Source organism: Streptomyces sp. NPDC045967 (genome assembly GCF_056430495.1).
Genome location: NZ_JBWKLE010000004.1, coordinates 116,465 through 141,198, shown reverse-complemented (window position 1 = coordinate 141,198; position 24,734 = coordinate 116,465). Strand labels below are relative to the sequence as shown.

Genomic DNA, 24,734 nt, shown 5'->3' with positions numbered 1-24,734 from the left:
GAACCTCGCGGGCGCCCGGTGCGTGAACCTCGCGGGCCTGCGGCGCGGGAACCTCGCGGGCGCCCGGTGCGTGAACCTCGCGGGCCTGCGGCGCGGGAATCTCGCGGGCCCCTGGTGCGTGAACCTTGCTGCTGCGCCGCGCGGGCGCACGGATCGGGCGGTCCCAGCGGCCACAATGGTGGGGTGAGTACCACCAGCCTTCCCTCGCCCGACCACGCCGCCGAGCTGCGCACCGCCCTGCTGACCGCCGGCTTCACCGCCGACGGGCTGCTCGACCTGCTCGGCGCCCCCGCCTACGCAGCGCTCGCCCGCAGCGAGACGGTTCCCGCGCTGCGCGCCACCCGCGGCGGCGGGGACGGCGCGCTCGCCACCCTGGTCCGGCTGTTCCTGCTCCAGCAGCCCGTGCCCTACGTGCACGCCGAACGCGCGCTGCCGGTCGAGGAGGCCCTCGCCGACGGCTGGCTGCGGACGGAGGGCGACGAGGTCCACGCCACCGTGGACGTGCGCCCGTACGGCGGGCCCGACGGCGAGGACTGGTTCATCGTCTCCGACCTCGGCTGCGCCGTCGGCGGGGCCGGCGGGATCGGCAGCCGCGAGGAGGGCGTGGTCCTCGGCGTCGGCGGGGCGTCCACCACGCTCGCCGGGATCACCGTCCGCGTCCCGGTGGGCTCCGCGCTGGACCTCGGCACCGGATCGGGCATCCAGGCCCTGCACGCGGCCCAGCACGCGACCCGCGTCACGGCCACCGACGTCAACCCCCGGGCCCTGGAGTTCACCCGTCTGACCCTGGCGCTGTCCGGGGCGCCGGAGGCGGAGCTGCTCGCGGGATCCCTCTTCGAGCCGGTCGGCGACGCGACCTACGACCTGATCGTCTCCAACCCGCCCTTCGTGATCTCCCCCGGCGCCCGCCTCACCTACCGGGACGGCGGCATGGGCGGCGATGACCTGTGCCGGACGTTGGTCCAAGAGGCCGGCGAGCACCTGAACCCCGGCGGGTACGCGCAGTTCCTGGGCAACTGGCAGCACGTGGAGGGGGAGGACTGGCACGACCGGGTGCGCTCCTGGGTGCCGCGCGGCTGTGACGCCTGGATCGTGCAGCGGGACGTGCAGGACGTGACGCAGTACGCCGAGCTGTGGCTGCGCGACGCGGGCGACCACCGGGCCGACCCGGCCGAGTACGCGCGGCGGTACGAGGCATGGCTGGACGAGTTCGAGGCCCGCAGGACGAAGGCCGTCGGATTCGGCTGGATCACCCTGCGCCGGACGGACGCGGCCGAGCCGTCGATCGTGGTCGAGGAGTGGCCGCACTCGGTGGAGCAGCCGCTCGGCGACACCGTCCTGGCCCACTTCGCCCGCCAGGACTACCTGCGCGACCACGATGACGCCGCCCTGCTGGAGGCCCACTTCCAGCTGGCGGTCGAGGTGGTCCAGGAGCAGGTCGGCGCGCCGGGCTCGGAGGATCCGGAACACGTCGTACTGCGGCAGAACCGCGGCATGCGGCGCGCCACCAAGGTCGACACGGTCGGGGCGGGCTTCGCCGGAGTGTGTGACGGCTCACTGAGCGCGGGCCGGATCCTCGACGCGATCGCACAGCTCGTGCAGGAGGATCCGGTCGTCCTGCGGGACCGGACGCCGGAGGCGATCCGGATGCTCGTCGAGCAGGGCTTCCTGGAGCCCGTGACCGGCCCCGGGCGGTAGCCGGAACCGGGGCCGTGCCTCCTGGTCCACCGCCGTACCCGGGCGGCCCGCGCGAGCGGAATCCCGGCCGATCGCGGGAGCGCCCGGGGGAGGGGGAGGGGTCTCGGGGAGCGGTCCGGTGATCTTCGCGGGCGGTGCGTTCCCGCTGCTCGGAGCCGCTCTGCCGGCCCCGGCGGGGACGCGCTTGCGGGCACGACGCGCCGGTGGCCGAAAGCGTGCGCCCCTTGACGGCCGTCCCGCCGGCCCTCCCCGTCGGCGGGACCTCGCCGGCGCGCCGGGCGCGGCGCCCGGCCCGGCCCTGACGCCGGGGTCGCGGCCCGCCCGGTCCGCTGGTGAAGCCGGGGCCGAGCCGATGCGGAAGCCGGTGCGGGGGCGGATTGCGAGGGGGGTCCGGGGCGGGCGCCGCGGGCGGGGCCAGACGGCCCCCCGGCCACTCGGCCCGGTGACCGGGCGGGGCCCGGCGCGGCATCCGGGCGGCAGAACAGGCACTTGTCGGGTTACCGTTCGAGTGGCCGTTGCGGGCTTGTGCCGTTTGACACGGGGGCGGGTTGTACCGTCACACTCCGCAGCGTCGCCGTACAGCGACCGAGTGCCGACCGGAGAGAAGAGCAAAGTTGTCCCCGACTAGCGAGACCGCAAAGGGCGGCCGCCGACTCGTCATCGTCGAGTCCCCTGCCAAGGCGAAGACGATCAAGGGCTACCTCGGCCCCGGATACGTCGTCGAGGCGAGCGTCGGGCACATCCGCGACCTCCCGAACGGCGCGGCGGAGGTCCCCGACAAGTACACCGGCGAGGTCCGCCGGCTCGGCGTGGACGTCGAGCACGACTTCCAGCCGATCTACGTCGTCAACGCGGACAAGAAGGCCCAGGTCAGGAAGCTCAAGGAGCTGCTGGCCGAGTCCGACGAACTCTTCCTCGCCACCGATGAGGACCGCGAGGGCGAAGCCATCGCGTGGCACCTGCAGGAAGTCCTCAAGCCCAAGGTCCCCGTCCACCGGATGGTCTTCCACGAGATCACCAAGGACGCGATTCGCGACGCCGTCGCCAACCCGCGCGAGCTGAACCAGCGCATGGTCGACGCCCAGGAGACCCGCCGCATCCTCGACCGCCTCTACGGCTACGAGGTATCGCCGGTCCTGTGGAAGAAGGTCATGCCGCGGCTGTCGGCCGGCCGCGTGCAGTCGGTGGCCACCCGCCTCGTCGTCGAGCGGGAGCGCGAGCGCATCGCCTTCCGCTCCGCCGAGTACTGGGACCTGACCGGAACCTTTGCCACCGGGCGCACCGGCGACGCGTCGGACCCCTCGACGCTGATCGCCCGGCTGAACACGGTGGACGGCAAGCGCGTCGCCCAGGGCCGCGACTTCGGTGCGAACGGGCAGCTCAAGAGCGAGGTGCTGCACCTCGACGAGGCGGGAGCGCGGGCGCTGGCGGCCGCGCTGGAGGGCACCTCGTTCGCCGTCCGCTCGGTCGAGTCCAAGCCGTACCGGCGCTCCCCGTACGCCCCGTTCCGCACGACGACGCTCCAGCAGGAGGCCTCGCGCAAGCTGGGCTTCGGTGCGAAGGCGACCATGCAGGTGGCCCAGAAGCTGTACGAGAACGGCTTCATCACCTATATGCGTACCGACTCCACCACGCTGTCGGAAACCGCGGTGTCCGCGGCGCGGGCGCAGGTCACGCAGCTCTACGGGGCCGACTACCTGCCGGAGAAGCCGCGGGTCTACGCGGGCAAGGTCAAGAACGCCCAGGAGGCGCACGAGGCGATCCGCCCCTCGGGTGATCGTTTCCGCACTCCGGCCGAGACCGGTCTGACCGGCGACCAGTTCCGGCTCTACGAGCTGATCTGGAAGCGGACCGTCGCCTCCCAGATGAAGGACGCCGTCGGCAACAGCGTCACCGTGAGGATCGGCGGCCGGGCGGCCGACGGCCGGGACGCCGAGTTCACCGCCTCCGGCAAGACGATCACCTTCCACGGCTTCATGAAGGCCTACGTGGAGGGTGCGGACGACCCGAACGCCGAGCTCGACGACCGCGAGAAGCGCCTGCCGCAGGTCGCGGAGGGCGACGCGCTCGCCGCCGAGGAGATCACGGCGGACGGCCACTCGACCAAGCCGCCGGCCCGCTACACCGAGGCCTCGCTGGTCAAGGAGCTGGAAGAGCGCGAGATCGGCCGCCCGTCGACCTACGCGTCGATCATCGGCACGATCCTCGACCGCGGCTACGTCTTCAAGAAGGGCACGGCGCTCGTGCCGTCCTTCCTGTCGTTCGCCGTGGTGAACCTGCTCGAGACGCACTTCGGCCGGCTCGTCGACTACGACTTCACCGCGAAGATGGAGGACGACCTCGACCGCATCGCGCGCGGCGAGGCGCAGTCCGTGCCGTGGCTGAAGCGGTTCTACTTCGGGTCCGAGGACGCGACCGAGGTCGTGCCGGCCGAAGGGGACCACCTCGGCGGTCTGAAGGAGCTGGTCACGGACCTGGGCGCGATCGACGCCCGGGAGATCTCCTCCTTCCCGGTCGGTTCGGGCATCGTGCTGCGGGTCGGCCGCTACGGGCCGTACGTGGAGCGGGGCGAGAAGGACGCGGAGGGCCACCAGCGGGCCGACGTACCGGACGACATGGCTCCGGACGAGCTGACGGTCGAGTACGCGGAGGAGCTGTTCGCCAAGCCGAGCGGCGAGTTCGAGCTCGGCAAGGACCCCGTCAGCGGGAACGAGATCGTCGCCAAGGACGGTCGCTACGGGCCGTACGTGACGGAGATCCTCCCCGAGGGCACGCCGAAGACGGGCAAGAACGCCGTCAAGCCGCGGACGGCGTCGCTCTTCAAGTCGATGAGCCTGGACACGGTCACGCTCGACGACGCGCTGAAGCTGATGTCGCTGCCGCGGGTGGTCGGCGTGGACGCCGAGGGCGTGGAGATCACGGCACAGAACGGCCGCTACGGCCCGTACCTGAAGAAGGGCACGGACTCGCGGTCGCTGGAGACCGAGGACCAGCTGTTCTCGATCACGCTGGACGAGGCGCTGGCGATCTACGCGCAGCCCAAGCAGCGGGGCCGGGCCGCGGCCAAGCCGCCGCTGAAGGAGCTGGGCACGGACCCGGTCAGCGAGAAGCCGGTGGTGGTCAAGGACGGCCGCTTCGGGCCGTACGTGACGGACGGCGAGACGAACGCCACGCTGCGGCGGGACGACGACGTCGAGACGATCACGCCGGAGCGGGGCTACGAGCTGCTGGCGGAGAAGCGGGCCAAGGGCCCGGCGAAGAAGACGGCGAAGAAGGCCCCGGCCAAGAAGGCTCCGGCGAAGAAGGCGACGGCGACGAAGACGGCCGCCGCGAAGAAGACGACGGCGGCCAAGAAGACCACCGCGAAGAAGACGACCGCGAAGAAGACGGTGGCGAAGAAGACGGCCACGACCACCACGGACGACTGACCACCGCGGCCGGGCCGACTCTGACCGCGCCCCGGGCCGGGGCAGACCCGGGCCGGGGTGCACCGCCGCCTCCGGCTTCCGTCCTCAGGCGAACAGGACCCCGTGCGCTCAGCACGGGGTCCTGCGCCATGCGGGGCCCTGCGGACCCCTGCCGCCATCGGGCGGCCTGTCCCTCCTTGCCGGCGTTTGGGCGCGGGGTGGGGGTGGCGCTGCGGCGGTCGGCGTGGCTCGGGTCTGTGCCTCGGGCGAAGGTCGGTGATGCAGCCTTGCCGGGGTTTGGGGGCGGGGTGGGGGTGGCGCTGCGGCGGCCGGCGTGGCTCGGGTGTGCCCCTCGGGCGAAGGTCGGCGATGCAGCCTCGCCGGCGTTTGAGGCGCGGGGTTCGGGGCAGAGCCCCGGAGGACCGGCGCAGCCGGTGCCGTCCCTTCGGACCTGTCCGGCGGGGCCCGCGCCGGGGGCCGGGGCGGAGTCCCGGGAAGGTGGGTGCGGGGTCACAGTGGACCTTGTCCACAGGCCTCCGCAGCTGCCAAGCGCAGCGGATAGGCTGGGCGGATGACGCGAGCCGAGCAGCCAACGGTCGTGACCGCCCCCGCCAACCCCACCTACGACGAAGCCCTAGCCGCGGATTCCCGCGAGCGCGCGCTGCGCGCCCTGCTGCGCACCCCCAGGCTGCGCCGGCTGTGGAGCGCCCAGCTCGTGAGCGGCATCGGTGATGCCCTCGCACTGCTGGTGCTGGTGCTGCTGGCCCTGCAGGCCGCCGTCACCGAAGGAGCCTTCGGCGGCGGCTACCGCGGCGCGGCCCTCGCCGTGGCCGTCGTCTTCGGGGTCCGGATCCTCGCCACCCTGTTCTTCGGCGCGGTCCTGCTGGGACCGCTCTCCGGCCTGCTCGCCCCCGGCGGCAGGCTGGACCGCCGCTGGACGATGATCGGCGCGGACGGTGTCCGGCTCGGGCTCTTCGTCGTCGCTCCGCTGTGGCTCGACTGGATCCCGGCCCACGCGCTCACCGCGCTGCTGGCCACGGTCTTCGTCGCCGGCGCCGCGGAGCGGCTGTGGACCTTGGCCAAGGAGAGCGCCGCCCCGGCCCTGCTGCCGGCGCCGCCGCCCGAGGGCGCGACCGTACGACCGCTTCCGGACCACCTGGACGCGCTGCGCCGGCTGAGCCTGCGTACGGCTTTCGCGGCGCTGCCGGTCGCCGCGGCCGTGCTGCTCGCCGCGACCCTGGTCGGCAAGGCCCTTGGGATCGGCGTCGACTGGTTCGCCGCGAACCAGGCCGCGCTCGGTTCGTACGTGGCCGCCGGCCTGTTCGCCGCCTCCGTCTCGCTGCTGCTGCCCCTGGTGCTGCCCGGGTCGAAGACCCCGCGGCCGCGTTCGCCGCTGGAGGGCCTGCGCGCCCCCAAGGCGGGGGACAAGCCCGACAAGGGCCGTACGGGGGCCGTGCCGGTGCTCGTCCTGGCCTGTGCGGCGGTCGCCGGAGCGGTGTCCTGCGCCGTGGCCGTGGCCGTCCTGCACGCCTTCGACCTCGGCGGCGGCCCTGCCGCCTTCGCCCTGTTCGTCCTCGCGCTGGTCGGCGGCACCGCCGTCGGCGTCCGCGCCACCCAGGCCGGCAAGGTGCTGCCGGGCCTGTCCCGCCGCCGCCTGCTGGCTCTGGCCATAGCGGTGACCGGGCTGGCACTGCTGCTGACCGGGCTGGTCCCGGACACGGCCACCGGGCTCTTCCTGTCGCTGCTCGCCGGCGCCGCCGCGGGTGTGGCCGCCAACACCGGGCACACCCTGCTGGACCAGGAGACCGAGGAGTTCCGCAGGGGCCGGATCACCGAGCACCTGCACGCGGTCGTCCGGGTGGCCGTGGCGCTCGGGGCCGTCCTCGCCCCGGTGCTCGCCGGGGTCATCGGGACGCACCGGCTGGGCAGCGGCGAGGTCGTCGTCGCACACGGCGGCGCCGCCTTCACCCTGATGCTGGTCGGCGCCCTGTTGCTGCCCGTCGCGGCCGTGGTCCTCGCCAAGGCCGACGACCGCAGCGGCGTACCCCTGCGGCGCGACCTCCGCGAGGCGCTGCGCGGCGGGGAGCCGGCGCAGGCCCCGTCCGCCACGGGATTCTTCATCGCCCTGGAGGGCGGCGACGGAGCCGGCAAGTCCACTCAGGTGGAGGCGCTGGCCGACTGGATCCGGGGCAAGGGCCACGAGGTCGTCGTCACCCGCGAACCGGGGGCCACCCCGGTCGGCAAGCGGTTGCGCTCGATCCTGCTCGACATCTCCTCGGCCGGGCTCTCGAACCGGGCCGAGGCACTGCTGTACGCCGCGGACCGCGCGGAGCACGTGGACACGGTGGTCCGTCCGGCCCTGGAGCGGGGTGCGGTGGTCATCTCGGACCGCTACATCGACTCCTCCGTGGCCTACCAGGGCGCGGGCCGCGACCTATCCCCGACCGAGATCGCGCGGATCTCGCGCTGGGCGACCGACGGCCTCGTCCCGAACCTGACCGTGCTGCTCGACGTGTCGCCGGAGGCGGCGCGGGAGCGGTTCACGGAGGCCCCGGACCGGCTGGAGTCGGAGCCGGCGGAGTTCCACCAGCGGGTGCGGTCCGGATTCCTGACCCTGGCCGCGTCCGATCCCGGGCGCTATCTGGTGGTCGACGCCGGTCAGGACCCGGACTCGGTGACCACCGTCGTCCGGCACCGGCTGGACCGGATGCTCCCGCTCTCCGAGGCGGAGGTGGCCGCCCAGGCGGAGGCCCGGCGGCTCGCCGAGGAGGAGGCCCGGCGCAGGGCGGAGGAAGAAGCCGCGCGCAAGGCGGAGGAGGCCCGGCTGAAGGCCGAGGAGGAGGCCCGCCTCGCGCGGGAGGCCGAGGAGGCCCGGATCAAGGCCGAGGCGGAGGCCGCGCGCCTGGCGGAGGAGGAGCGGCTCCGCGCCGAGGAGGAGGCCCGGGCCCGGGCCGAGGCCGAGCGGCTGCGCGCGGAGGCCGAGGAGAAGGCTCGGGCGGCCGAGGAGGAGCGACGGCGCCGGCAGGCGGAGGAGGAGGCCCGGCTGCGGGCCGAGGCCGAGGAACGCCGGCTGGAGAAGCAGCGGCGGGCGGAAGAGGCCCTGCTGAAGGCCGAGGAGGCGCGCAGGCTGGCGGCGGCAGCGGCCGCCGAGGCGGCGGCGCGGGCCTCGGCTGCTGCGGCGGCTTCGGCCGCCGCGGCCGCTCCGGCGCCGACGCCCGCTCCGGCTCAGTCTCAGTCTCAGGAGATGACTGCTGCGGCGCCGTCGGCTCCTGCCCATCCGGCGGCTCCGGCTGCCGATACGGACGGTCCGCATCCGGACGACGCCGTCACGCTGGAGACCCCGGCGCTGCGGCGGGTGGTCCAGCCCGACGACATCACGCAGACCGTCCCCGTCCCGAAGGTCGACGTGTCGAAGCCGCCGGTCCAGCCGATGGACGAGACGGCCGTCCTGCCGCCGGTCCGCCCGGCCCGCCCGACGGACGAGACCGCCGTGCTGCCCCCCGTACGCCCCCAGGCCTCGCGGCCAACCGCGCGGCGCCCCGAGGAGAGCCCGGCCGACCGGGTGCCGCCGGGCATCTTCCGCGACTCCGGAAGCGCCGGTTCCGCGGGCGACGACCGGACGCGCGAGCTCCCCGTCCTCGACGAGGACGGCCGCCCGCGCCGACCGCGGCCGGACTGGGCCGAGGAGACCCCGCTGGACGATCTGCCGACGCTGGCGGACGAGCTGCTGGGCCCCGGCCGGGAGGACGAGCAGGGTGACGACGACGGGCGGGGCCGACGCCGGCGGCGCTGAGCCGGGGCGACCGGATTGTCAGTGCCGCGCGCCACAATGGGTGCACGCAGAGTGAAGTGAGAGGTGGTGGGGCGGGATGCCCGTGTGGGACGACCTGGTGGGACAGGAGCGGGTCCAGCAGCAGCTGGCCGCTGCCGCCCGCGATGCCGACGCCCTGGTCACGGCGGTCGCGGACCGGGAGGCGCTGCCCGAGGCCTCCAGAATGACCCACGCGTGGCTGTTCACCGGGCCGCCCGGTTCGGGTCGATCCACCGCCGCCCGTGCCTTCGCGGCCGCCCTGCAGTGCACCAGTCCCGACCGCGCCCTCGGGGGCGAGCCGGGCTGCGGGTTCTGCGACGGCTGCCACACGACCGTGATCGGCACGCATGCGGATGTGGAGATCGTCCGCACCGACCTGCTGTCGATCGGTGTCAAGGAGACCCGCGAGCTGGTCCGCCGGGCCCAGCTCTCCCCGGCGGTGGGCCGCTGGCAGGTCATCGTGCTGGAGGACGCCGACCGGCTCACCGAAGGCGCGGGCAATGTGATCCTCAAGGCTGTGGAGGAACCCGCTCCGCGCACGGTGTGGCTGCTCTGCGCGCCCTCCCTGGAGGACGTGCTGCCCACGATCCGCTCCCGCTGCCGGCACCTGACCCTGCGCACTCCGTCGGTCGCGGCCGTGGCCGAGGTGCTGGTCCGGCGCGACGGCATCGATCCCGCCGTGGCCGCCGCCGCCGCCCGCGCCACCCAGGGGCACATCGGCCGGGCCCGCCGGCTCGCGACCGACGAGGACGCCCGCTCCCGCCGCGCCACCGTGCTGAAGGTCCCGCTGCGCATCGACGACGTGGGTGGCTGCCTCAAGGCCGCGCAGGAGCTGGTCGACGCCGCCGCGGAGGACGCCAAGCAGGTCGCGGAGGAGGTCGACGGCAAGGAGACCGAGGAGCTGCGCGCCGCACTCGGCGCCCAGGCGGGCGCCGGCAGCCGGATGCCCCGCGGCACGGCGGGCGTGATGAAGGAACTGGAGGACCGGCAGAAGCGCCGCCGCACCCGGACCCAGCGCGACAGCCTGGACCTGGCGCTGACCGACCTCACCGGTTTCTACCGCGATGTACTGGCCCTTCAGCTCGGCTCGTCCGTGGCCATCGCCAACGAGGAGATACGGCCGGACCTCGACCGGATCGCCCGCGCCTCGGGTCCCGAGCGGACCCTGCGGCGGATCGAGGCGATCATCGCCTGCCGGGAAGCCCTGGACCGCAATGTGGCCCCCCTGCTCGCGGTCGAGGCGATGACCATGTCCCTGCGCGCGGGCTGACCCGCCCCGGCACCCGCCCCCGGCTCCCCGCGTCCACACCGGGTTGACCGGCTCACCCGAACGGGCGGACCGGGTGCCCGGCTCGAGGCGGTCCCGGCCCGTTCCCGGTCCCTGCCCTGCCCGGCAGGGGCCGCGCCGAGGGGCGCCGCCGCCCGGGTGTCGGCCGCGGGCTGCCACCGGTCGGCAGGACGTAGTCTCCGGGCATGGACACCAGTCGCGTGCTGCGTACCACCGGGACCGTGATGGCGGCCGTCGGGCTGCTGCTCGTCGGATGCACCTCCGGCGGGTCCTCGGCGGGACCGCGGGCCTCCGCGTCCGCCGGTCCGCGGTCGGCGCAGCCGTCCGCCGACCCGGCGGCGCTGCGCCCGTACTACGAGCAGAAGCTGACCTGGCGCGACTGCGGTGTCCCCGGGTTCCAGTGCGCCACGATGAAGGCCCCGCTGGACTACGCCGACCCCGGCTCCGGCCGGGACGTCGACATCGCCGTCGCCCGCCGCCCGGCCACCGGACCGGGCAAGCGGCTCGGCTCCCTGGTGGTCAATCCGGGCGGGCCCGGCGGATCCGGCATCGGCTACCTGCAGGCATACGCGGGGATCGGTTATCCCGCGCCGGTCCGCGCCCGGTACGACATGGTCTCCTTCGACCCGCGCGGGGTGGACCGCAGCAGTCCCGTCGAGTGCCTGACCGGACCGGCGATGGACAAGTACACGCAGGTGGACCAGACCCCGGACGACGCGGCCGAGCAGGCGCTGCTGGTGGCGGCCTTCAAGGAGTTCGCCGCCGGCTGCCAGGCGCGCTCGGGAGCCGTCCTGCCGCACGTCTCCACGGTCGAAGCGGCCCGCGACATGGACCTGCTGCGCGCGGTGCTCGGCGACGAGAAGCTCACCTACGTCGGCGCCTCGTACGGCACCTTCCTGGGGGCCACGTACGCGGAGCTCTTCCCCGGCCGCGTCGGGCGGCTGGTGCTGGACGGCGCGATGGACCCCTCCCGCCCCGCGCTCGACCTGAACCGCGACCAGACGGCCGGATTCGAAACGGCCTTCACCGCCTTCGCGAAGGACTGCGCCCAGCAGGCCGAGTGCCCGCTGGGCACGGGCGGGCCGGAGGCGATGGCGGCGCGCCTGAAGGAGTTCTTCCGCAAGCTCGACGCCCAGCCCGTGCCCTCGGGTGACGACGCCCGGCCGCTGGGCGAGGCCCTGGCGACGACCGGAGCGATCGCGGCCCTGTACGACGAGAGCGCCTGGCCGCAGCTGCGGGAGGCGCTGACCGCGGCGATGGACGGCGACGGGGCGAGCCTGCTGAGTCTGGCCGACAGCTACTACGAGCGCTCGCCGGACGGCACGTACGCCAACCTGATGTCCGCGAACGCCGCCGTCAACTGCCTGGACCAGCCCCCTGCGTTCACCGGCCCGGACGCGGTGCGATCGGCCCTGCCCTCCTTCGAGAAGGCGTCCCCCGTCTTCGGCACGGGCCTGGCCTGGGCCTCGCTGAACTGCACGTACTGGCCGGTCAAGGCCACGGGCACGGCGAAGCCCCTGGCCGCGAAGGGTGCCCCCCCGATCCTCGTGGTCGGCACCACGCGCGACCCGGCGACCCCGTACAAGTGGGCGCAGGCGCTGGCGGGCCAGTTGGAGTCGGGCACCCTGCTGACCTACGACGGCGACGGCCACACGGCCTACGGCCGCGGCAGCGACTGCATCGACACGGCGATCAACCGCTACCTGCTGGAGGGCAAGGCCCCGGAGGACGGCAGGAAGTGCTGAGCCGGGACCGCCCCCTTTGTCCCGCTACGAACCCATCCCCCCACCCTCGAACAAAGTGGTTCGGGGCACCGCTCAGGAGCCTGTAGACTTGGCGCCGCTGCTGATGAGAGCACCTCTTCGAGGGAATACTTGTCTGACCAGCGGTGCCGCCTTAGCTCAGTTGGCCAGAGCAACGCACTCGTAATGCGTAGGTCTCGGGTTCGAATCCCGAAGGCGGCTCTGTAGAACCCCCAGGACTCACTCGCCGTGACCTGGGGGTTTTGCTATTTCGCGGCCAGGTGTCACGCGCGGCCGGGTCGTACCTCACTGACCCGGGGAACAGGATGCAGTGGGACGGCCCGGCAGCAGGCGGGTGATCAGCGCCGGTGTCAGGCGCGGGCGCCGGGGTCGTGCTTGGTCAGGGATGCCTTGACCGCGTTGGCATACGGGCCCTGCCACCACGGGATCGTCTCGACCAGGACCGGCTTGGTGCCGGAGGCCAGGACGAGGGCCCGGCCGGGGGGCATCGCGCCCAGGTCGGAGACCTTCAGGACGCGGTCGCGGCGTACGGACTCGTTCATGCTGCGGTTGCCGGACCAGCCGTACGACTCCGACTCACGGGTCGTGCTGAACTCGCGCAGGTCGTACTCGCCCGCCAGCTCGGAAAGGTCGCCGAGGAAGCGGGTGTCGGAGACGCCGCCGCCGTAGACCCGGACGTTCGCGGCCGACCAGAGCTTCTCCATGCCCCGCTCGCCCCACACTTCGATGCCCTGGGCCCAGGACTGGAGGATCGTCATCAGGATGATGCCGCGCGAGCCGTAGTGCGAGTAGAGATCGGGCAGGGCGCGCCAGCGGCAGACGTTCGCCGCCTCGTCCAGTACCCCGACCAGCGGGCGCGACAGCCGGCCGCCCCGCTGGGTGGTGGCGTACTCCTCGGCGGCCTCGACGACCGCGACGGTCAACGCGGTCACCAGCGGGCCCGCCGAGTCACTGCCCTCGCGGGAGAGCGAGAAGAGGGTGGAGTCGGTGCGGACGAACGCGCGGGGGTCGAACTCCGGACGGTCGTCGGTGGCCGCAAGCGGCGTCACCCACTTGTTGACCTCGGGGTTGACCAGGCAGGACGCCATCTGCTGGGCGACGCCGTAGATGCCGCTGCGCTGCTTGTCCGGGGCGGTGATGACGCCCGACAGGGAGTCGGCCGGCATGAGGTGTCCCGCGGCGCGCAGGATGCGCTCCGGGGTGTCGTCCTTCGGGTTGGCCAGCCAGGTGTAGATCTGCGTGATGGGGGCCTTGGCGGTGGCCGCCGCGAGCAGGAGGTTGGCGAGCAGGTCCTGTCCGGCCGGGTCGAAGAACGCGTCCGTGGAGGCGTCGGCGTCCCGCGAGCCCGAAGCGAAGTGGTCGGCCAGCTTGCGGGCCTTGGCGACGTCCGTCACGTACGACAGCGGGTTCCAGAACCACGCGGGCGGCTCCTGGGCCACCTGCTGCGGGTCGAAGACCCAGACCTGGCCGCGCGCCTCGCGCGGCCCGCGGGTGGCGTCGACGATGTCGCGCTTGTTGGAGGTGACGAGCACCGCGCCGGGGGCGTCGAGGATCGCGGGGATGGCGCGCCGGGTCGTCTTGCCCGTACGGGGACCCCAGATGTCGACGTGCATGTCCTCGAAGGAGCCGTAGAGGGGCTGCCGTCCCCGCAGGGAGCGGCCGATGAATACGCCCGGCGAGCGGCTGTCCACGCCCAGACGCTCGGCGGTGGCGGCGGCGCCCTTCATCGTGAGCTTGCCGAGCTCCTCGCCCTGGGCCAGGTGGCGTGCCGCCGCGTCGACGTCCGGCTTGTTGCGCATGCGCTGGCGGATCCGGTACACGGCGGTGGCGGCGCCGGCGAGCAGCAGGGCCTCGCCGGCCGCGGCGGCGTTCGCCGCGCCGTGCGGCCAGGAGTAGTCACCCGTGACCAGGGCCACGGCGAAGGAGAACGGGTCGCCCGGCGGCGCCGGTTCACCGCCGAAGGACGCGCCGAGGCGGGCGGCGAACCAGGCGCCGCACAAGAGGGCCAGGAGCCCCCCGACGAGGCAGGCGATCTCGATCGTCCAGTCCTCGTCGGAGCGGGGCTTCTTCTGCTGGGGTGAGGCCATGGTCAGGACTTTCCTTCCGCTGGAGCGGATGTGGGACGGAAGAGGTATCCGCTCCGTTGCTGCTGGTGCATTCCGGGACGTCGGGCGTCCTGCGCCGACCGCTACGCGTGCTCGCCGCCGCCCTCGACGGGGTTGGTGCCGGCCGGGATCGGGACTCGGTACACGCCGGTGATCTGGCCCTGCCATTCCCAGCTGCTGAACTCGACGTTCTTGTCCTTGCGAGGGGCGTGGAGGATCTTCTTGCCGGCCGGGTCCCACACGACGCCGACGTGCTCGGAACCGTTCGGGCCGGGCCGGAAGAAGATGATGTCGCCGGGCTGCGCCTGGTTGAGCTCCACCTTGGACGCGTGGAGGTTGTCCTCCTGGTCGTACGTGACCGAGCCGATGTTGATCTTGCCGCCGCTGGCCTGGTAGTACATCCACTGCGTGAAGCTGGAGCAGTCGAAGGAGACGGGGTTGTCACCCTGCAACCGCGGTGCGCCCCAGACGTACGGCTGGCCGATGCCGCGCTGCGCCCAGCGGAGCGCGGCACGCACCACCGGGTCGTCGGCGCCCGGCAGTACGCCGGTGACGCCCGCGCCGTCCGGGGGAACCGCGGTGCCCTTGCCGTCCTTGGCACACGAGGCGTACGTGGCGTCCTTGCCCTTGCTCCCGTCGCCGCCGGGCACCGTGCCGTAGTCCGGATCGGCCGAGACCTTGCCCTCCAGCCAGCCCTTCGGGTCGATCATGCCGGGGCCGTTGTCCTGGCCGGGGACGAACGGGTTGTCGACGCCGGGGAGGCGGACCTCCCAGTGCAGGTGCGGGCCGGTGGAGTTGCCCGTGCTGCCGACGGTGCCGATCTGGTCGCCGCGCTTGACGGAGGCGCCCTGGGTCACCATGGCCTTGGTCTGGTGCGCGTACAGGGTGACGACCCCGTTCGCGTGCTCGATGTGCGTCTCGTTGCCGTACGAGCCGCCGCTGGTCACCTTGATGACCTTGCCGTCGGCGGGCGCGTAGATCGGGGTGCCGGCGGGAGCCTGGAGGTCGAGTCCGGTGTGGTAGCCGAGGCTCCAGCTGGGGCCGCTCTGGTGGTACGGGGTGCCGACCGTGTACGAGCCTTCCTTCAACGGCCACTGCCAGTCCTTGCCGTTCGAGGCCGGCGGTTCGGCCGGTTTGAGCAGCGGACGGGAGAGGGCGACGGTCTGCATCCGGTCGCTCAGGTTCGCGCTCGCCACGTTGCCCCCGCCGCCCTGGCCGCTCCGGGGTGCCGAGGCCCGGTCCGTCCGTGCGGTGTCACCCGGGTAGGGCGGGGTGGACCAGGAGCGCGGCGGGGACGTCGCGATGCTCAGCGCCTCGGTCGGCTGCGCGTTGTTGTCGACGGGCGCGGGTATGTCCGACTGCCGGCCGAGCGTGGGGAAGTCGGGGTTCTTGTCGACGGTGGCCTTCAGGTGCGCGTACCAGCCCTCGATCAGCTTCTTGTCGCCGGTGAGGTTGCCGCGGTAGCGGGCCGCCTGGGTGAGGACCACGCGGGGGTAGACGGTGTTGTTCGCCAGCGACCCGGAGTAGCCGAGCAGCGCCTCCCACGGCTTCGTCTCGACCTTCAGCGCGTGGATGAAGTTGGCGCCGGCGAAGGCCGCGTCATCGATGTTGTACAGGTCCTTCTTGCCGTCACCGTTGCCGTCGTCGCCGTAGTCCTTCCAGGCGGGAGGGCCGAACTGCAGCAGGCCCATGTAGCCCGCGCTGTTCTTGCCCCCGGGCGCGGCGGACGGGTCCTGGCCGTACTTGGTCTCCTGGTACATCTGACCGGCGAGGATCGTCCAGTCGAGGCCCTCGTAGCGGGCCGAGGCCCGCATCGCCGCGAGCATCATCCGCGGGGGTATCTCGTTGCGGGCCGTCTCGCTGGGCAGGTAGATCTTGCCCGCGGGCATGATCGGGTTGGTGGCCGCCTGGTCGCTGGTGTTGCCCCCGCCCGCGTTCTGCGCGTAGTTGCCGCAGGCCGCCTGGGCGGCGCCGCCCCCGATGCCGCCGATCAGGGCTCCGAGCATGAGGAACACGACGAAGCCGATGGCGCCGATCGGCAGGAGCCCGCCGAGGCCGGCGAGCAGCAGCATCCTGCCGTTGTCCTTCTTCTTGCCGCCGCCACCGCCGCCCTGGCCTCCGGCCACCTGGGCGGCCATCTTGGCCGTCTTCGCCACCCTGGCGGCCTTCGACGCGGCCGCCAGTACGGCAGGAGCCACCATCGAGTCTCACTCCCCCGCTTCGTCGGACGCGCCCACGTTGCCCAGGCCCTGCAGGTTGAACGCGGACACCTTCCAGGAGCCGGCTTCCTTGCGGGAGCTCACCAGCCAGGAGTTGGTCTCCGTACGGGTCTGCTTGCCGTTCTCGGAACGGGTCGAGGTGAGCGAGACGACGCTGGACACCAGGCTGCCGCCGCCGTTGACGAGATCCTGGGCGATCATGCCGTCGCGGACCACGGTCGCCTTCCCGACGGAGGAGCAGCGGGTGGCCTGGCAGGTGCCCCAGTCCTTCGCCGTGGGAAGGGCGGTCAGCGACTTCATCTGCTTGTCGCCGACCGTCAGTTCGAGCAACGGCTTGGCCCAGCTGTCGTTTTGGTCGGTGTGCTTGTACGTGCTCAGGCCGGCCATGTAGGCGGCCATGGTGCGGTGGGCCTCGCCCAGTTCCTCCGGCGTGATGATGGGCGGTACGCCGTCGGCGCCCTTGGCACCGGCCTGCTGCCCCGTACCGCCGGTTCCCCCGCCGCCACCGGTCGCCCCGGCGTCCTTGCCCTGCCCTGATGTGGCGGGGGCCTTGCCGTCGGAAGGGTTCTCGGTGTCGTCCTCGCCGTCGAAGACGGTGAACACCACCAGCGAGGCGATCAGTAGAACACCCAGTACCACCAGGGCAAGTGCCGCGCTTCGCTTGTTCTCGGCAGGTGACTCCACCGTCCCGGGCCTCCCTCAGTCAGGTCGCCCGGACACGGTAGGGGGAGGGACGGCGGATGACGCATGTCTTTTCCTCGCGAGGAAAGGCGAGGAAAGGGTGAGGAAAACGGCGCTGGTTCGGGCCGGGTCGTGTCCGCGCATCCATGCGAAGGCTCGGTGAAGAAGTTCCCGGAATCCTCACCGGCCGCGCTCATGGGGCGGGTGCGCCGCCTTTGCCGTCCTCGGCCGGAGCCATGCGTGAGCCGGTGTGACGCGTCAGGCGTCAGGCGTCATCGGGGTGGGGGTCGACCGGCAGCGGCTCGAAGGGATAGGCCGTGTGCCCGTCCTTGGGCGAGCAGGCCGCGAAGGGGCCCATGTCCGCGTCCATCAGCACCCGCAGATGCGGGTCGGCGTGGTGCAGCCACCAGGTGGACATGCCCAGGGCCGGATCGTGCCGCAGGTGCTCCCAGGCCAGCCACAGCGCGGAGAGCCGGGCGCCGGCCTCGGGGTGCTCCCACCAGCGCGGACACCAGGTGGCGGTCGAGCCGTTTACGCGGCGCCGCACCATCTGTGAAAGGTATTCGGTGACGAAGACGAAGACGTCGGCGAAGTAGAACTCCACCTCTTCCTCGGACGCCTGCTGCGCGTCGGCGGTGGTGCTCATGGGTGGGTCCTCCATGTGGGACTGTCCTGCAAGTTCGACGGGTGGCGGGTGGCGGGTGCCGGGTGCCGGGTGCCGGTCAGTGCGCGATGCCGAGGGGCTTCGGCGCCACCTCGGCGGCCAGGGGATTGCTCACACCGTGGGTGGAGGGCCCGCGCGGGGTGGGCAGTGCGGCGGTGGGCCGGACGGTCACACCGGGCAGGAAGGCACCGGCCCGCGCGGACGCGGTGTGCTGTTTCGTCTCCGGTGCGGCCGGTGCGGCCAGCTCGTCGTAGCTGTTGGCCGAGGAGAGCCGGGAGAGCACGGACGTGTGCGCCTCCCGCAGGTTCTCGGGTACGTCGAGGGCGCCGAGCCGCGCGGCGAAGTCCTTCGGCGAGGTGTTCTGCGCGTCGAAGTCCTCCATCCGCACCTGGCAGCGCAGTGAATCGTTGGCGATCAACTCGTCCACCTCGGGCGGGAGGTGGTCGTGACGGGGTGCGGGCAGCGGGAACCCGACGTTCTCCTTGCCGACCTTCTCGTGCGCGAGCAGCCGCGGCAGCTCGTCCTTCCCGAGGATCGAGCCGGCCCCGATGTCGGCGCAGAAGGCGACCACCGGCCCTTCGGCCGCTTCGGCGTAGCGCCCCGAAATGGTGGCCCACACCTCCGGGGCAAGGGCGTCGACCTCCGCCGCGTCCAGGGCGAAGTCGTTGACCAGGGCCTCCTTCACGGAGGGCTCCCACAGCTGGTACGAGTCCAGTTGCCGCCCCGCGGGGCTGTCCTCCAGCACCTGGTACGACCGGCTCTCGCCGCACGCCTGCGCCAGGAAGCGGTGGTCCACGACCCGGGGCGCGCCCTCGGGCTGGGACTTCCACGACCAGAACGCACGCGTGACGCCGCGGTCCTTGTTGGTGACGGACCGGTTCGCGGCGACGTCCCGTATGAACGAGGCGATGTCGGGGGTGGGGCGGCCCTCGCTGTGCGCCGTCCGCCAGTCCGCGTAGATGCGGGCGGTCACCGCTTCGGCCTCGGCCGCGGTGCGCGGTTTGCCCGCGCGGTCCGCCTCCTGGAGGGCGATCGCGCGGGTGATCTCCTCAGGGGTCGGGGGCGCCGAGTCCGTCATCGAAGGGCTCGCAGGACTTCGACGGGCGGGCGGACCTCCAGGGAGATCGCCGACGCGCCCGGCATGTCCGCGGCCCAGGTGGGGAACGCGATGGACTGGCTCAGCACGATGAACGGCTCGGCCGCACCGCCGTTCCCCGTACCGCCCCAGTACGCGAACCGGTACGGGCGGCGGCTCTTCAACCGGAACTCCCGGTCGGGCCAGTAGCCGGGGGCGGGAGGCTCCGGGAAGTCGGCGGCGTCCCAGGAACCGGCCCAGGCGGGTGCCTTCATGACCCCGGCGGCCGCTGCCACGTACTCCGGCCAGGTCTCGGCGGCCAGGTCGAGGACGGCGCGGTTCTCCTCCGCGGTACCGGCCTTCACCTGCCACCCGTAGTGGGACAGGCTCTCGACCGGATTCCAGAAGCCACCGGATTCGAAGGTCAGCCGGCCGCCCGTGGGCGTCCGCACCACCAGCTGGCGGTCGAACGTCTGAGGTTCCCAGCCGTAGCGCTCGCACCACGCCCGGAACTCCGGAGAACCGCCCTGCGGCGGTCCCGCCCACACCGATGCCCAGTCAATCGCCCGGAGCCCTTCCAGCTCGGCGGCGAGGTCCTGGGCGGTGCGGCCCGTCGTCTCGGTCAACATCCTCTTCTGCTCCTTGCTCGGTACATGCGTGCAGACGCCCGCATCGTGGCAGGCAGGGCGGTCAGTGCTCGATCCCGGCGGGTTTCGGGGCGATGTGCGGGGCCACCGGCTCGATGGCTCCGTGGCTGGTGAGGCCGCCGCTGCGGGGGGCGGGGATGACGCCGTGGCTCACGTTCACGCCGGGAAGGAAGGAATGGGTGCGGACGCTCTGCCGCTTCGCCTCGGGGGTCGCCGGGTTCAGCTCCTCATAGGTGTCGGCCGTCGACAGCCGGTCGATGATCTCCGCGTGCGCCTCCTCCTGGTCCTCGGGGACGTCGATGGAGTTCAGCTTCATGGCGAATGTCTCGGGGGACTTCGCGGCGTCGTAGTCCCCCATGAGCAGCTGGCAGCGGACGGGGTCGTTGGCGATGAACGCATCGATATCCGGTGGCAGGTGCTCATGCCGCGGCATCGGGACCGCGAACCTGATGCCCTCCATGCCGACGTTGGGGTTCCGGAGAAGCTGGGGCATCTCGGTCTTGCCGAGTACTGAGTCTTCGGTGATATCCGCAGCGAAGGTGATGACCAGCCCTTCCGTTGCCTCGGCATACCGGTCCGAGAGTGTGTCCCAGGCCATGCCGTGGGTGGTGCCCAGTTCGTCGGCATCGACGCCGTAGTGTTCGACGAGCGCGTCCACCACGTTGGGATTGCCGAGGCAATAGGCATTCAGCTGGTTCCCCGCCGGAGTGTCCTCCAGTACTTGGAGGCCACGTGATTCTCCGTACGCCCGCGCCAGAAACCGATGCGGGATTGCCCTGTCCGCCCCCTCGGGCTGGGACTTGAAGGACCAGAAGGCCCGATCGGGGCCCCGGTCCTCATTGGTGACGGATTCCTGCTCCGAGAGATGCTTGATGAACCCCAGCAGATCCGGTGTGGCCCGACCCGGTTGGGCTGACTGGCAGTCCCGGTAGAAACGGCTCGCCACCTCCCGTCCGGCGGCCTCGGTGGCCGGCTCCACGTCACGCTGCTCTTGTTCGAAGACGATCGCCCGGGCTATCTCGTCACGCGTGGGGGGAGCGTCCGGTCTCACGGGTTCCTCCGCGAGCCGTCAGGGGCATGCACGGACAACCGGATCTGGGAGGTGCCTGGTGCATCGGCGGTCCAGGCCGTGAAGGAAACGGACTGCCTCAGGACGAAGAACGCCTGTCCGGGGTGTTCGCCCACCGGCTTCCAGAACGCCATCCGATAGGGAGTCCGGGTCTCGAGGCGGTAAGCCCGGTCCGGCCAGAAGTCCTGCTCCGGCGGCTCCGGGAAGTCCTGCGCGTCCCAACTGCCGTTCCAGGCCGCCTGTCCCAGCGCGCTCTCGGCCGACCTCAGGAACTGCGACCACTCCTCGGCCGCGTGGGCCAGCAGACCGTGGTTCTCGGATGCATCAGTAGCCGCGACGCGCCATGCCCAGTGGGTCAGGCGGAACACCGGGTCCCAGTTGCCGTTCGCTTCGAACGTCCACCTGCCGCCGGCCGCGCTGCGCACCACGAGGTTGCGATCGGCCGTCTTCGGCTCCCAGCCGTAGCGTGCGCACCACGCGCGGCATTCCGGCGACCCGCCCTGCGGCGGGCCCGCCCACACCGCGGCCCAGTCCACGCCGCGCAGGCCCTCCAGCTCGGCGGCCAGGTCCTGGGCCGTGCGGCCCGTCGTCTCGGTCAGCATCCTCGTGTGCTCCTTGCTCGGTACATGGGTGAGGTCGGTGTGTCCGTATCGTGGCGGACCCGACGGTCAGTGCTCGATCCCGGCGGCGAAGGGGACCGCCAAACCCTGGGTGGCCTCGGCAAAACGTTCCGAGAGGGTGTCCCAGGCCGCGCCGTGGGCGGTGTCCAGTTCCTCGGGGTCGAAGTTGAAGTGCTGGGCGAGCGCATCCACCACGTATTCGTTGCCGAGGAAGTAACCGTTGAGCCGGTGCCCGGCGGGGGTGTCCTCCAGCACCTGCAGCCCGCGCGACTCTCCACACGCCCGTGCCAGGAAGCGGTTGGGCACGGGTGTGTCCACGCCCTCGAGTTCGGACTGGTAGGACCAGAACGCACGGTGAGGGCCCCGGTCCTCATGGGTGACCGAGTCGGTCTCCGCGAGATTCTCGATGTATTGCAGAAGGCTCGGCTTCGGCCCTTCGGCTTCGGGGTCGATCGTCGACAGGTAGTCGCTGTAGAGCCTGCCGGCTATCGCGGCCCCGGCCTGCTGGTCGCGCGGTTCTGCTGCGGCATGTTCCTCTTGGAAGGCGAACGCCCTGGCCACCTCTGCCAGGGTCGGGGGAGCGTCCGGTCTCACCGGCTCCTCCGTGACCCCTCAGGGGCATTCACGGTGAGCCGGATCCGTGAACCACCAGGCGTGTCAGCGGTCCACGCCGTGAACGACACCGACTGCACCAGCACGATGAGTGCCTGACCGGGGTGTTCGCCCACCGGCTTCCAGTAAGCCATCCGGTAGGGGGTACGGGTCTCGAGGCGGTACGCACGGTTCTCCCAGAACCCCGGTTCCGGCGGCTCCGGGAAGTCCGGTGCGTCCCAGGCGCCGTGCCATACGGCAGGTCCCAGCACGCTTTCGGCTGCCTTGAGGAACTCGGGCCATTCGTCGGCAGCGCGGGCCAGGAGACCGGGGTTCTCGGAGGCATCGTCGGCATTGAGGTGCCACGCCCAGTGGGTGAGGCGCCTGACCGGGTGCCAGTTGCCGTTCGCTTCGAACGTCCACCTGCCGCCGGCCGCGCTGCGCACCACGAGGTTGCGATCGGCCGTCTTCGGCTCCCAGCCGTAGCGTGCGCACCACGCGCGGCATTCCGGCGACCCGCCCTGCGGCGGGCCCGCCCACACCGCGGCCCAGTCCACGCCGCGCAGGCCCTCCAGCTCGGCGGCCAGGTCCTGGGCCGTGCGGCCCGATGTCTCCGTCAGCATCGTCTGAAGCTCCTCGCTCGGTTCACGTGTGGGCATCGTGGCATGGGGTCAGGACAGGACGAACCCGAGTATCAGCAGGCAGACGACCACCGCACCCATGATGAAGCGGACCCGGGAGTCGCCTTCCTCCCACAGGTCGTGGACCACGGCCCAGCCCGTGATGCGGGCGGCGCGGCCGTCGTGGATGCTCGCGCCCTGGTCCTGGTCCTGGCCGCCGCCGTTGCCGTCGGGGTCGTCGGCCGGCTCGTCCTCCACGGGTATCCCCGTCGTGCCCTGCTGGGCCTGCGCCACCATGACCAGCCCCTCCAAGAGCTCGGGCATCGTGTGCGGGGTCAGGGGGTACGAGACGACGCCCTGCGGGGTGCGCAGGCAGAGCTTCGACAGCCAGGGGTTGCCGGGCTCGTAACCGTCGATCCAGGCATCCCGGGCTTCGGTCACGGGTCCGGGCGCCGCGTCGGCGGTTGCCTGGGGGAGGGCGGACTGCTCGCTCAACTCTCGTCCTTCGCAGGGTGGGGGACGGCTCGTCGCCCGTGGCCCGGGCGCGAGCGCCCATTCTGGCGGAGGGCCCGGCGGCCCGGTCCGTCCCAGGGCTCCGGGAATCGCCTCCGGGGATTCCTCGTTCTTTCCTCGGCTTTCCTCACTCTTTCCCGACGGGGAAAAGGGGAGAGGCGTTGTCGTCTGCGTTTGCCACACTGCCGTTCCGCACCTGGCCTCACCAGGGGCCCGCCAACCGTTGGCCGGCGGAGGGGGATCACACGCGTGGGAGAGACGGACTCGATGACGGACCACAACAGCTCTGCTGGCGGGGTCGACGGGGGCCAGCCTTCCGGGCAGCAAGGGCAGTTCGGCCCCGGATGGCCCGCTGGCGCACAGCGGTCGCAGCAGCCGCACCAAGGCCAGTCGCGGCAGGCTCCGCAGTCCCAGCAGTCCCAGCCTCAGCCGCAGGCGTCCACTCCCTACGGCTATCCGGGCGGCGCTGGTGCGCCGCAGCAGCAGCCTTCGCCGGATGCCCGCGCGCAGGTGGCCGCGGCCTGGGTGCGCACTGCGCGGCCCGGCCCCGTTCCGCCCGGCGAAGCGGCCGTGCCGGTCCTGCCGCCGCAGGTGGACCGGCGGTCCGCGGGGTCGAAGAAGGACCAGCGCAAGGCCGCCCAGGACGCCAAGCGGGCGGAGCGCAAGGCCGCGTACGAGCAGAAGAAGGCCGAGCGCGAAGGCCGCAAGAAGGGGCGCGGCAACGCGGCCGCCGCGCCCGCGCCGGCGGCTGCCGATCCCGTCGCCGCTTCCTCCGCCGCCCCCGCCGCTTCAGGTCCCACCGCCCCCGCCGCACCGCAGTCCAAGACCCCCGCGCGCACCGCGGCCGGCGCGGGTTTCGACGTGCCGCGCCCCGGCGGTCGGTTGCCCGCGCAGGGCCGGCGGACCCATGTGGCGGTCCGCGCGTCCGTGCTGATCACCACGTGCGTCTTCGCCCTGGGTTCCTGCGGCGTCGCGGGCCTGGTCATCGGCAAGTCGTCCGTCGCGGTGCAGAGCGCCGACCTGTCCGCGGAAGACCGGCAGCGCTACCGGCTGACCGAGTTCCCGGTCGCCGCCGCGGCGACCTTCGCGGAGGAGTACGCCACGCTCTGCATGACGTACTCGCCGCAGAACGCCGACAAGCGCCGCGAATCCCTGACCCGCTACACCTCGTCGGGCGTGGACCGCGACTGCGGCATCACCGGCCAGGGCACCCAGAGCGTCCGCCAGGCCAAGTGGGACGGGACGATCGAGGAACTCCCCGAGTACGGGGCGAACGGCCGCTACCTGGGCATCCAGGTCAAGTTGTCGACCGGCCGCATCACCACCCTCTCCGTGCCGGTGTACGTGAAGGACCCCGTCGGCGGATCGGGTCTGCGCATCGCGGGCAACGTCGGCGAGATGCCGCTCGCCTCGCGCGGGACCGTGCCGGTCGTCAAGCAGGACGACGAGGTCGTCGACCAGACGCTCTCCGACCAGCTCAAGGTGAAGGTCCTGCCGGGCTTCTTCAAGGCATGGGCCGCGTCCGACGCGACCGGCCTCACCCGCTTCACGACCACCGACGCGAGTCTGCCGGCGACCACGGGCCTCGCCGGTGTGCTGACCTCGCCCGAGGTGCAGGAGGTCGCGGCGCTCGCCCCGGCCGGCAGCGAACCCAACGCCGACATCACCTATGGGCAGGGCCAGACGGTCCAGGCGCGGGTGACGGTCACCTGGGGCGGCGCGGCGGCCCCGGGGAAGGGCGCCCCCGCCTCCACGGTCGTCAAGCGCTCCTACCGGCTGACGGTGGTGAACACCGCCCAGGGCTGGTTCATCAAGGACATCCGCGGCGGGGTTCTCGACCCGACGGGCGGCAGCGCGGACGCCGGGGCGACGGGCCCCGCCGCCCCGGCCCCCGAGGAACCGGCGGCCGGTGAAGGCACCCCCGCCGCACCCGCCGCCTCCGGTGCGCCCAAGTCCCCCTGAC

Annotated in this window: 17 protein-coding genes and 1 tRNA gene; 7 read left to right on the top strand and 11 right to left on the bottom strand. The window is 72.5% G+C overall.

The window, feature by feature from the left end; translation table 11 throughout:
- Window positions 1-183 precede the first annotated feature (183 nt).
- From AC07FY_RS10590 to AC07FY_RS10565, 6 genes are all read left to right on the top strand, one after another.
- Window positions 184-1,698 (top strand): DUF7059 domain-containing protein, encoded by a 1,515-nt coding sequence (locus AC07FY_RS10590; RefSeq protein WP_479003536.1) that lies wholly within the window; start codon window positions 184-186, stop codon window positions 1,696-1,698.
- 614 nt (window positions 1,699-2,312) lie between these two features.
- Window positions 2,313-5,126 (top strand): type I DNA topoisomerase, encoded by a 2,814-nt coding sequence (gene topA, locus AC07FY_RS10585; protein ID WP_479003533.1) that lies wholly within the window; start codon window positions 2,313-2,315, stop codon window positions 5,124-5,126.
- A 550-nt stretch (window positions 5,127-5,676) separates the two neighbouring features.
- Window positions 5,677-8,898 carry a dTMP kinase gene (tmk, locus tag AC07FY_RS10580; protein ID WP_479003530.1) on the top strand — a complete coding sequence of 1,074 codons (3,222 nt, stop codon included), beginning with the start codon at window positions 5,677-5,679 and terminating at the stop codon, window positions 8,896-8,898.
- Between the two features lie 76 nt (window positions 8,899-8,974).
- The gene (locus tag AC07FY_RS10575) at window positions 8,975-10,186 is read left to right on the top strand and encodes a DNA polymerase III subunit delta' (protein ID WP_479003527.1); all 1,212 of its coding nucleotides are present in this window, start codon (window positions 8,975-8,977) and stop codon (window positions 10,184-10,186) included.
- 203 nt (window positions 10,187-10,389) lie between these two features.
- Window positions 10,390-11,949 (top strand): alpha/beta hydrolase, encoded by a 1,560-nt coding sequence (locus tag AC07FY_RS10570; protein WP_479003524.1) that lies wholly within the window; start codon window positions 10,390-10,392, stop codon window positions 11,947-11,949.
- Window positions 11,950-12,094: 145 nt separating this feature from the next.
- Window positions 12,095-12,168 (top strand) — tRNA-Thr (locus AC07FY_RS10565).
- 149 nt (window positions 12,169-12,317) lie between these two features.
- Here the strand turns inward: AC07FY_RS10565 and AC07FY_RS10560 are convergent.
- The 11 genes from AC07FY_RS10560 to AC07FY_RS10510 all read right to left on the bottom strand — a co-directional run bounded on the left by AC07FY_RS10560 (window position 12,318) and on the right by AC07FY_RS10510 (window position 22,753).
- Window positions 12,318-14,054 carry a type IV secretory system conjugative DNA transfer family protein gene (locus tag AC07FY_RS10560; RefSeq protein WP_479003521.1) on the bottom strand — a complete coding sequence of 579 codons (1,737 nt, stop codon included), beginning with the start codon at window positions 14,052-14,054 and terminating at the stop codon, window positions 12,318-12,320.
- 101 nt (window positions 14,055-14,155) lie between these two features.
- Window positions 14,156-16,273 (bottom strand): peptidoglycan DD-metalloendopeptidase family protein, encoded by a 2,118-nt coding sequence (locus AC07FY_RS10555; RefSeq protein ID WP_479003518.1) that lies wholly within the window; start codon window positions 16,271-16,273, stop codon window positions 14,156-14,158.
- 6 nt (window positions 16,274-16,279) lie between these two features.
- Window positions 16,280-16,975, bottom strand: coding sequence for a hypothetical protein (locus AC07FY_RS10550; RefSeq protein ID WP_479003515.1), 696 nt, complete (start codon window positions 16,973-16,975; stop codon window positions 16,280-16,282).
- A 262-nt stretch (window positions 16,976-17,237) separates the two neighbouring features.
- Window positions 17,238-17,618 (bottom strand): DUF4913 domain-containing protein, encoded by a 381-nt coding sequence (locus AC07FY_RS10545; RefSeq protein WP_479003512.1) that lies wholly within the window; start codon window positions 17,616-17,618, stop codon window positions 17,238-17,240.
- A 76-nt stretch (window positions 17,619-17,694) separates the two neighbouring features.
- A complete protein-coding gene (locus AC07FY_RS10540) occupies window positions 17,695-18,714 on the bottom strand; it encodes a hypothetical protein (protein WP_479003509.1) in 1,020 nt (339 codons plus the stop codon).
- Window positions 18,711-19,340: a hypothetical protein gene (locus AC07FY_RS10535; protein WP_479003506.1), complete on the bottom strand. Its 630-nt coding sequence runs from the start codon at window positions 19,338-19,340 to the stop codon at window positions 18,711-18,713. The genes AC07FY_RS10540 and AC07FY_RS10535 overlap by 4 nt, the downstream gene beginning before the upstream one ends.
- A gap of 61 nt (window positions 19,341-19,401) precedes the next feature.
- On the bottom strand, window positions 19,402-20,337 hold the full coding sequence (locus tag AC07FY_RS10530; RefSeq protein ID WP_479003503.1) for a hypothetical protein: 936 nt from the start codon (window positions 20,335-20,337) through the stop codon (window positions 19,402-19,404).
- Window positions 20,338-20,405: 68 nt separating this feature from the next.
- Window positions 20,406-21,029, bottom strand: a complete 624-nt coding sequence (locus AC07FY_RS10525; RefSeq protein WP_479003500.1) for a hypothetical protein — start codon at window positions 21,027-21,029, stop codon at window positions 20,406-20,408.
- 66 nt (window positions 21,030-21,095) lie between these two features.
- Window positions 21,096-21,608: a hypothetical protein gene (locus AC07FY_RS10520; RefSeq protein WP_479003497.1), complete on the bottom strand. Its 513-nt coding sequence runs from the start codon at window positions 21,606-21,608 to the stop codon at window positions 21,096-21,098.
- A gap of 29 nt (window positions 21,609-21,637) precedes the next feature.
- Window positions 21,638-22,261 carry a hypothetical protein gene (locus tag AC07FY_RS10515; RefSeq protein ID WP_479003494.1) on the bottom strand — a complete coding sequence of 208 codons (624 nt, stop codon included), beginning with the start codon at window positions 22,259-22,261 and terminating at the stop codon, window positions 21,638-21,640.
- A 48-nt stretch (window positions 22,262-22,309) separates the two neighbouring features.
- Complete coding sequence (locus AC07FY_RS10510) at window positions 22,310-22,753, bottom strand: hypothetical protein (protein ID WP_479003491.1); 444 nt, start codon at window positions 22,751-22,753, stop codon at window positions 22,310-22,312.
- A 267-nt stretch (window positions 22,754-23,020) separates the two neighbouring features.
- Here AC07FY_RS10510 and AC07FY_RS10505 point away from each other — a divergent pair, with 267 nt between their 5' ends.
- Window positions 23,021-24,733: a conjugal transfer protein gene (locus AC07FY_RS10505; RefSeq protein WP_479003489.1), complete on the top strand. Its 1,713-nt coding sequence runs from the start codon at window positions 23,021-23,023 to the stop codon at window positions 24,731-24,733.
- The last annotated feature ends 1 nt before the right edge of the window (window position 24,734 follow it).

Bases quoted from the DNA above. Each gene is read 5' to 3' on its own strand.
- tmk (WP_479003530.1), top strand. From the start codon at position 5,677: ATGACGCGAGCCGAGCAGCCAACGGTCGTGACCGCCCCCGCCAACCCC.
- AC07FY_RS10575 (WP_479003527.1), top strand. From the start codon at position 8,975: ATGCCCGTGTGGGACGACCTGGTGGGACAGGAGCGGGTCCAGCAGCAG.
- AC07FY_RS10570 (WP_479003524.1), top strand. From the start codon at position 10,390: ATGGACACCAGTCGCGTGCTGCGTACCACCGGGACCGTGATGGCGGCC.
- AC07FY_RS10560 (WP_479003521.1), bottom strand. From the start codon at position 14,054: ATGGCCTCACCCCAGCAGAAGAAGCCCCGCTCCGACGAGGACTGGACG.
- AC07FY_RS10555 (WP_479003518.1), bottom strand. From the start codon at position 16,273: ATGGTGGCTCCTGCCGTACTGGCGGCCGCGTCGAAGGCCGCCAGGGTG.
- AC07FY_RS10545 (WP_479003512.1), bottom strand. From the start codon at position 17,618: ATGAGCACCACCGCCGACGCGCAGCAGGCGTCCGAGGAAGAGGTGGAG.
- AC07FY_RS10540 (WP_479003509.1), bottom strand. From the start codon at position 18,714: ATGACGGACTCGGCGCCCCCGACCCCTGAGGAGATCACCCGCGCGATC.
- AC07FY_RS10535 (WP_479003506.1), bottom strand. From the start codon at position 19,340: ATGTTGACCGAGACGACGGGCCGCACCGCCCAGGACCTCGCCGCCGAG.
- AC07FY_RS10525 (WP_479003500.1), bottom strand. From the start codon at position 21,029: ATGCTGACCGAGACGACGGGCCGCACGGCCCAGGACCTGGCCGCCGAG.
- AC07FY_RS10515 (WP_479003494.1), bottom strand. From the start codon at position 22,261: ATGCTGACGGAGACATCGGGCCGCACGGCCCAGGACCTGGCCGCCGAG.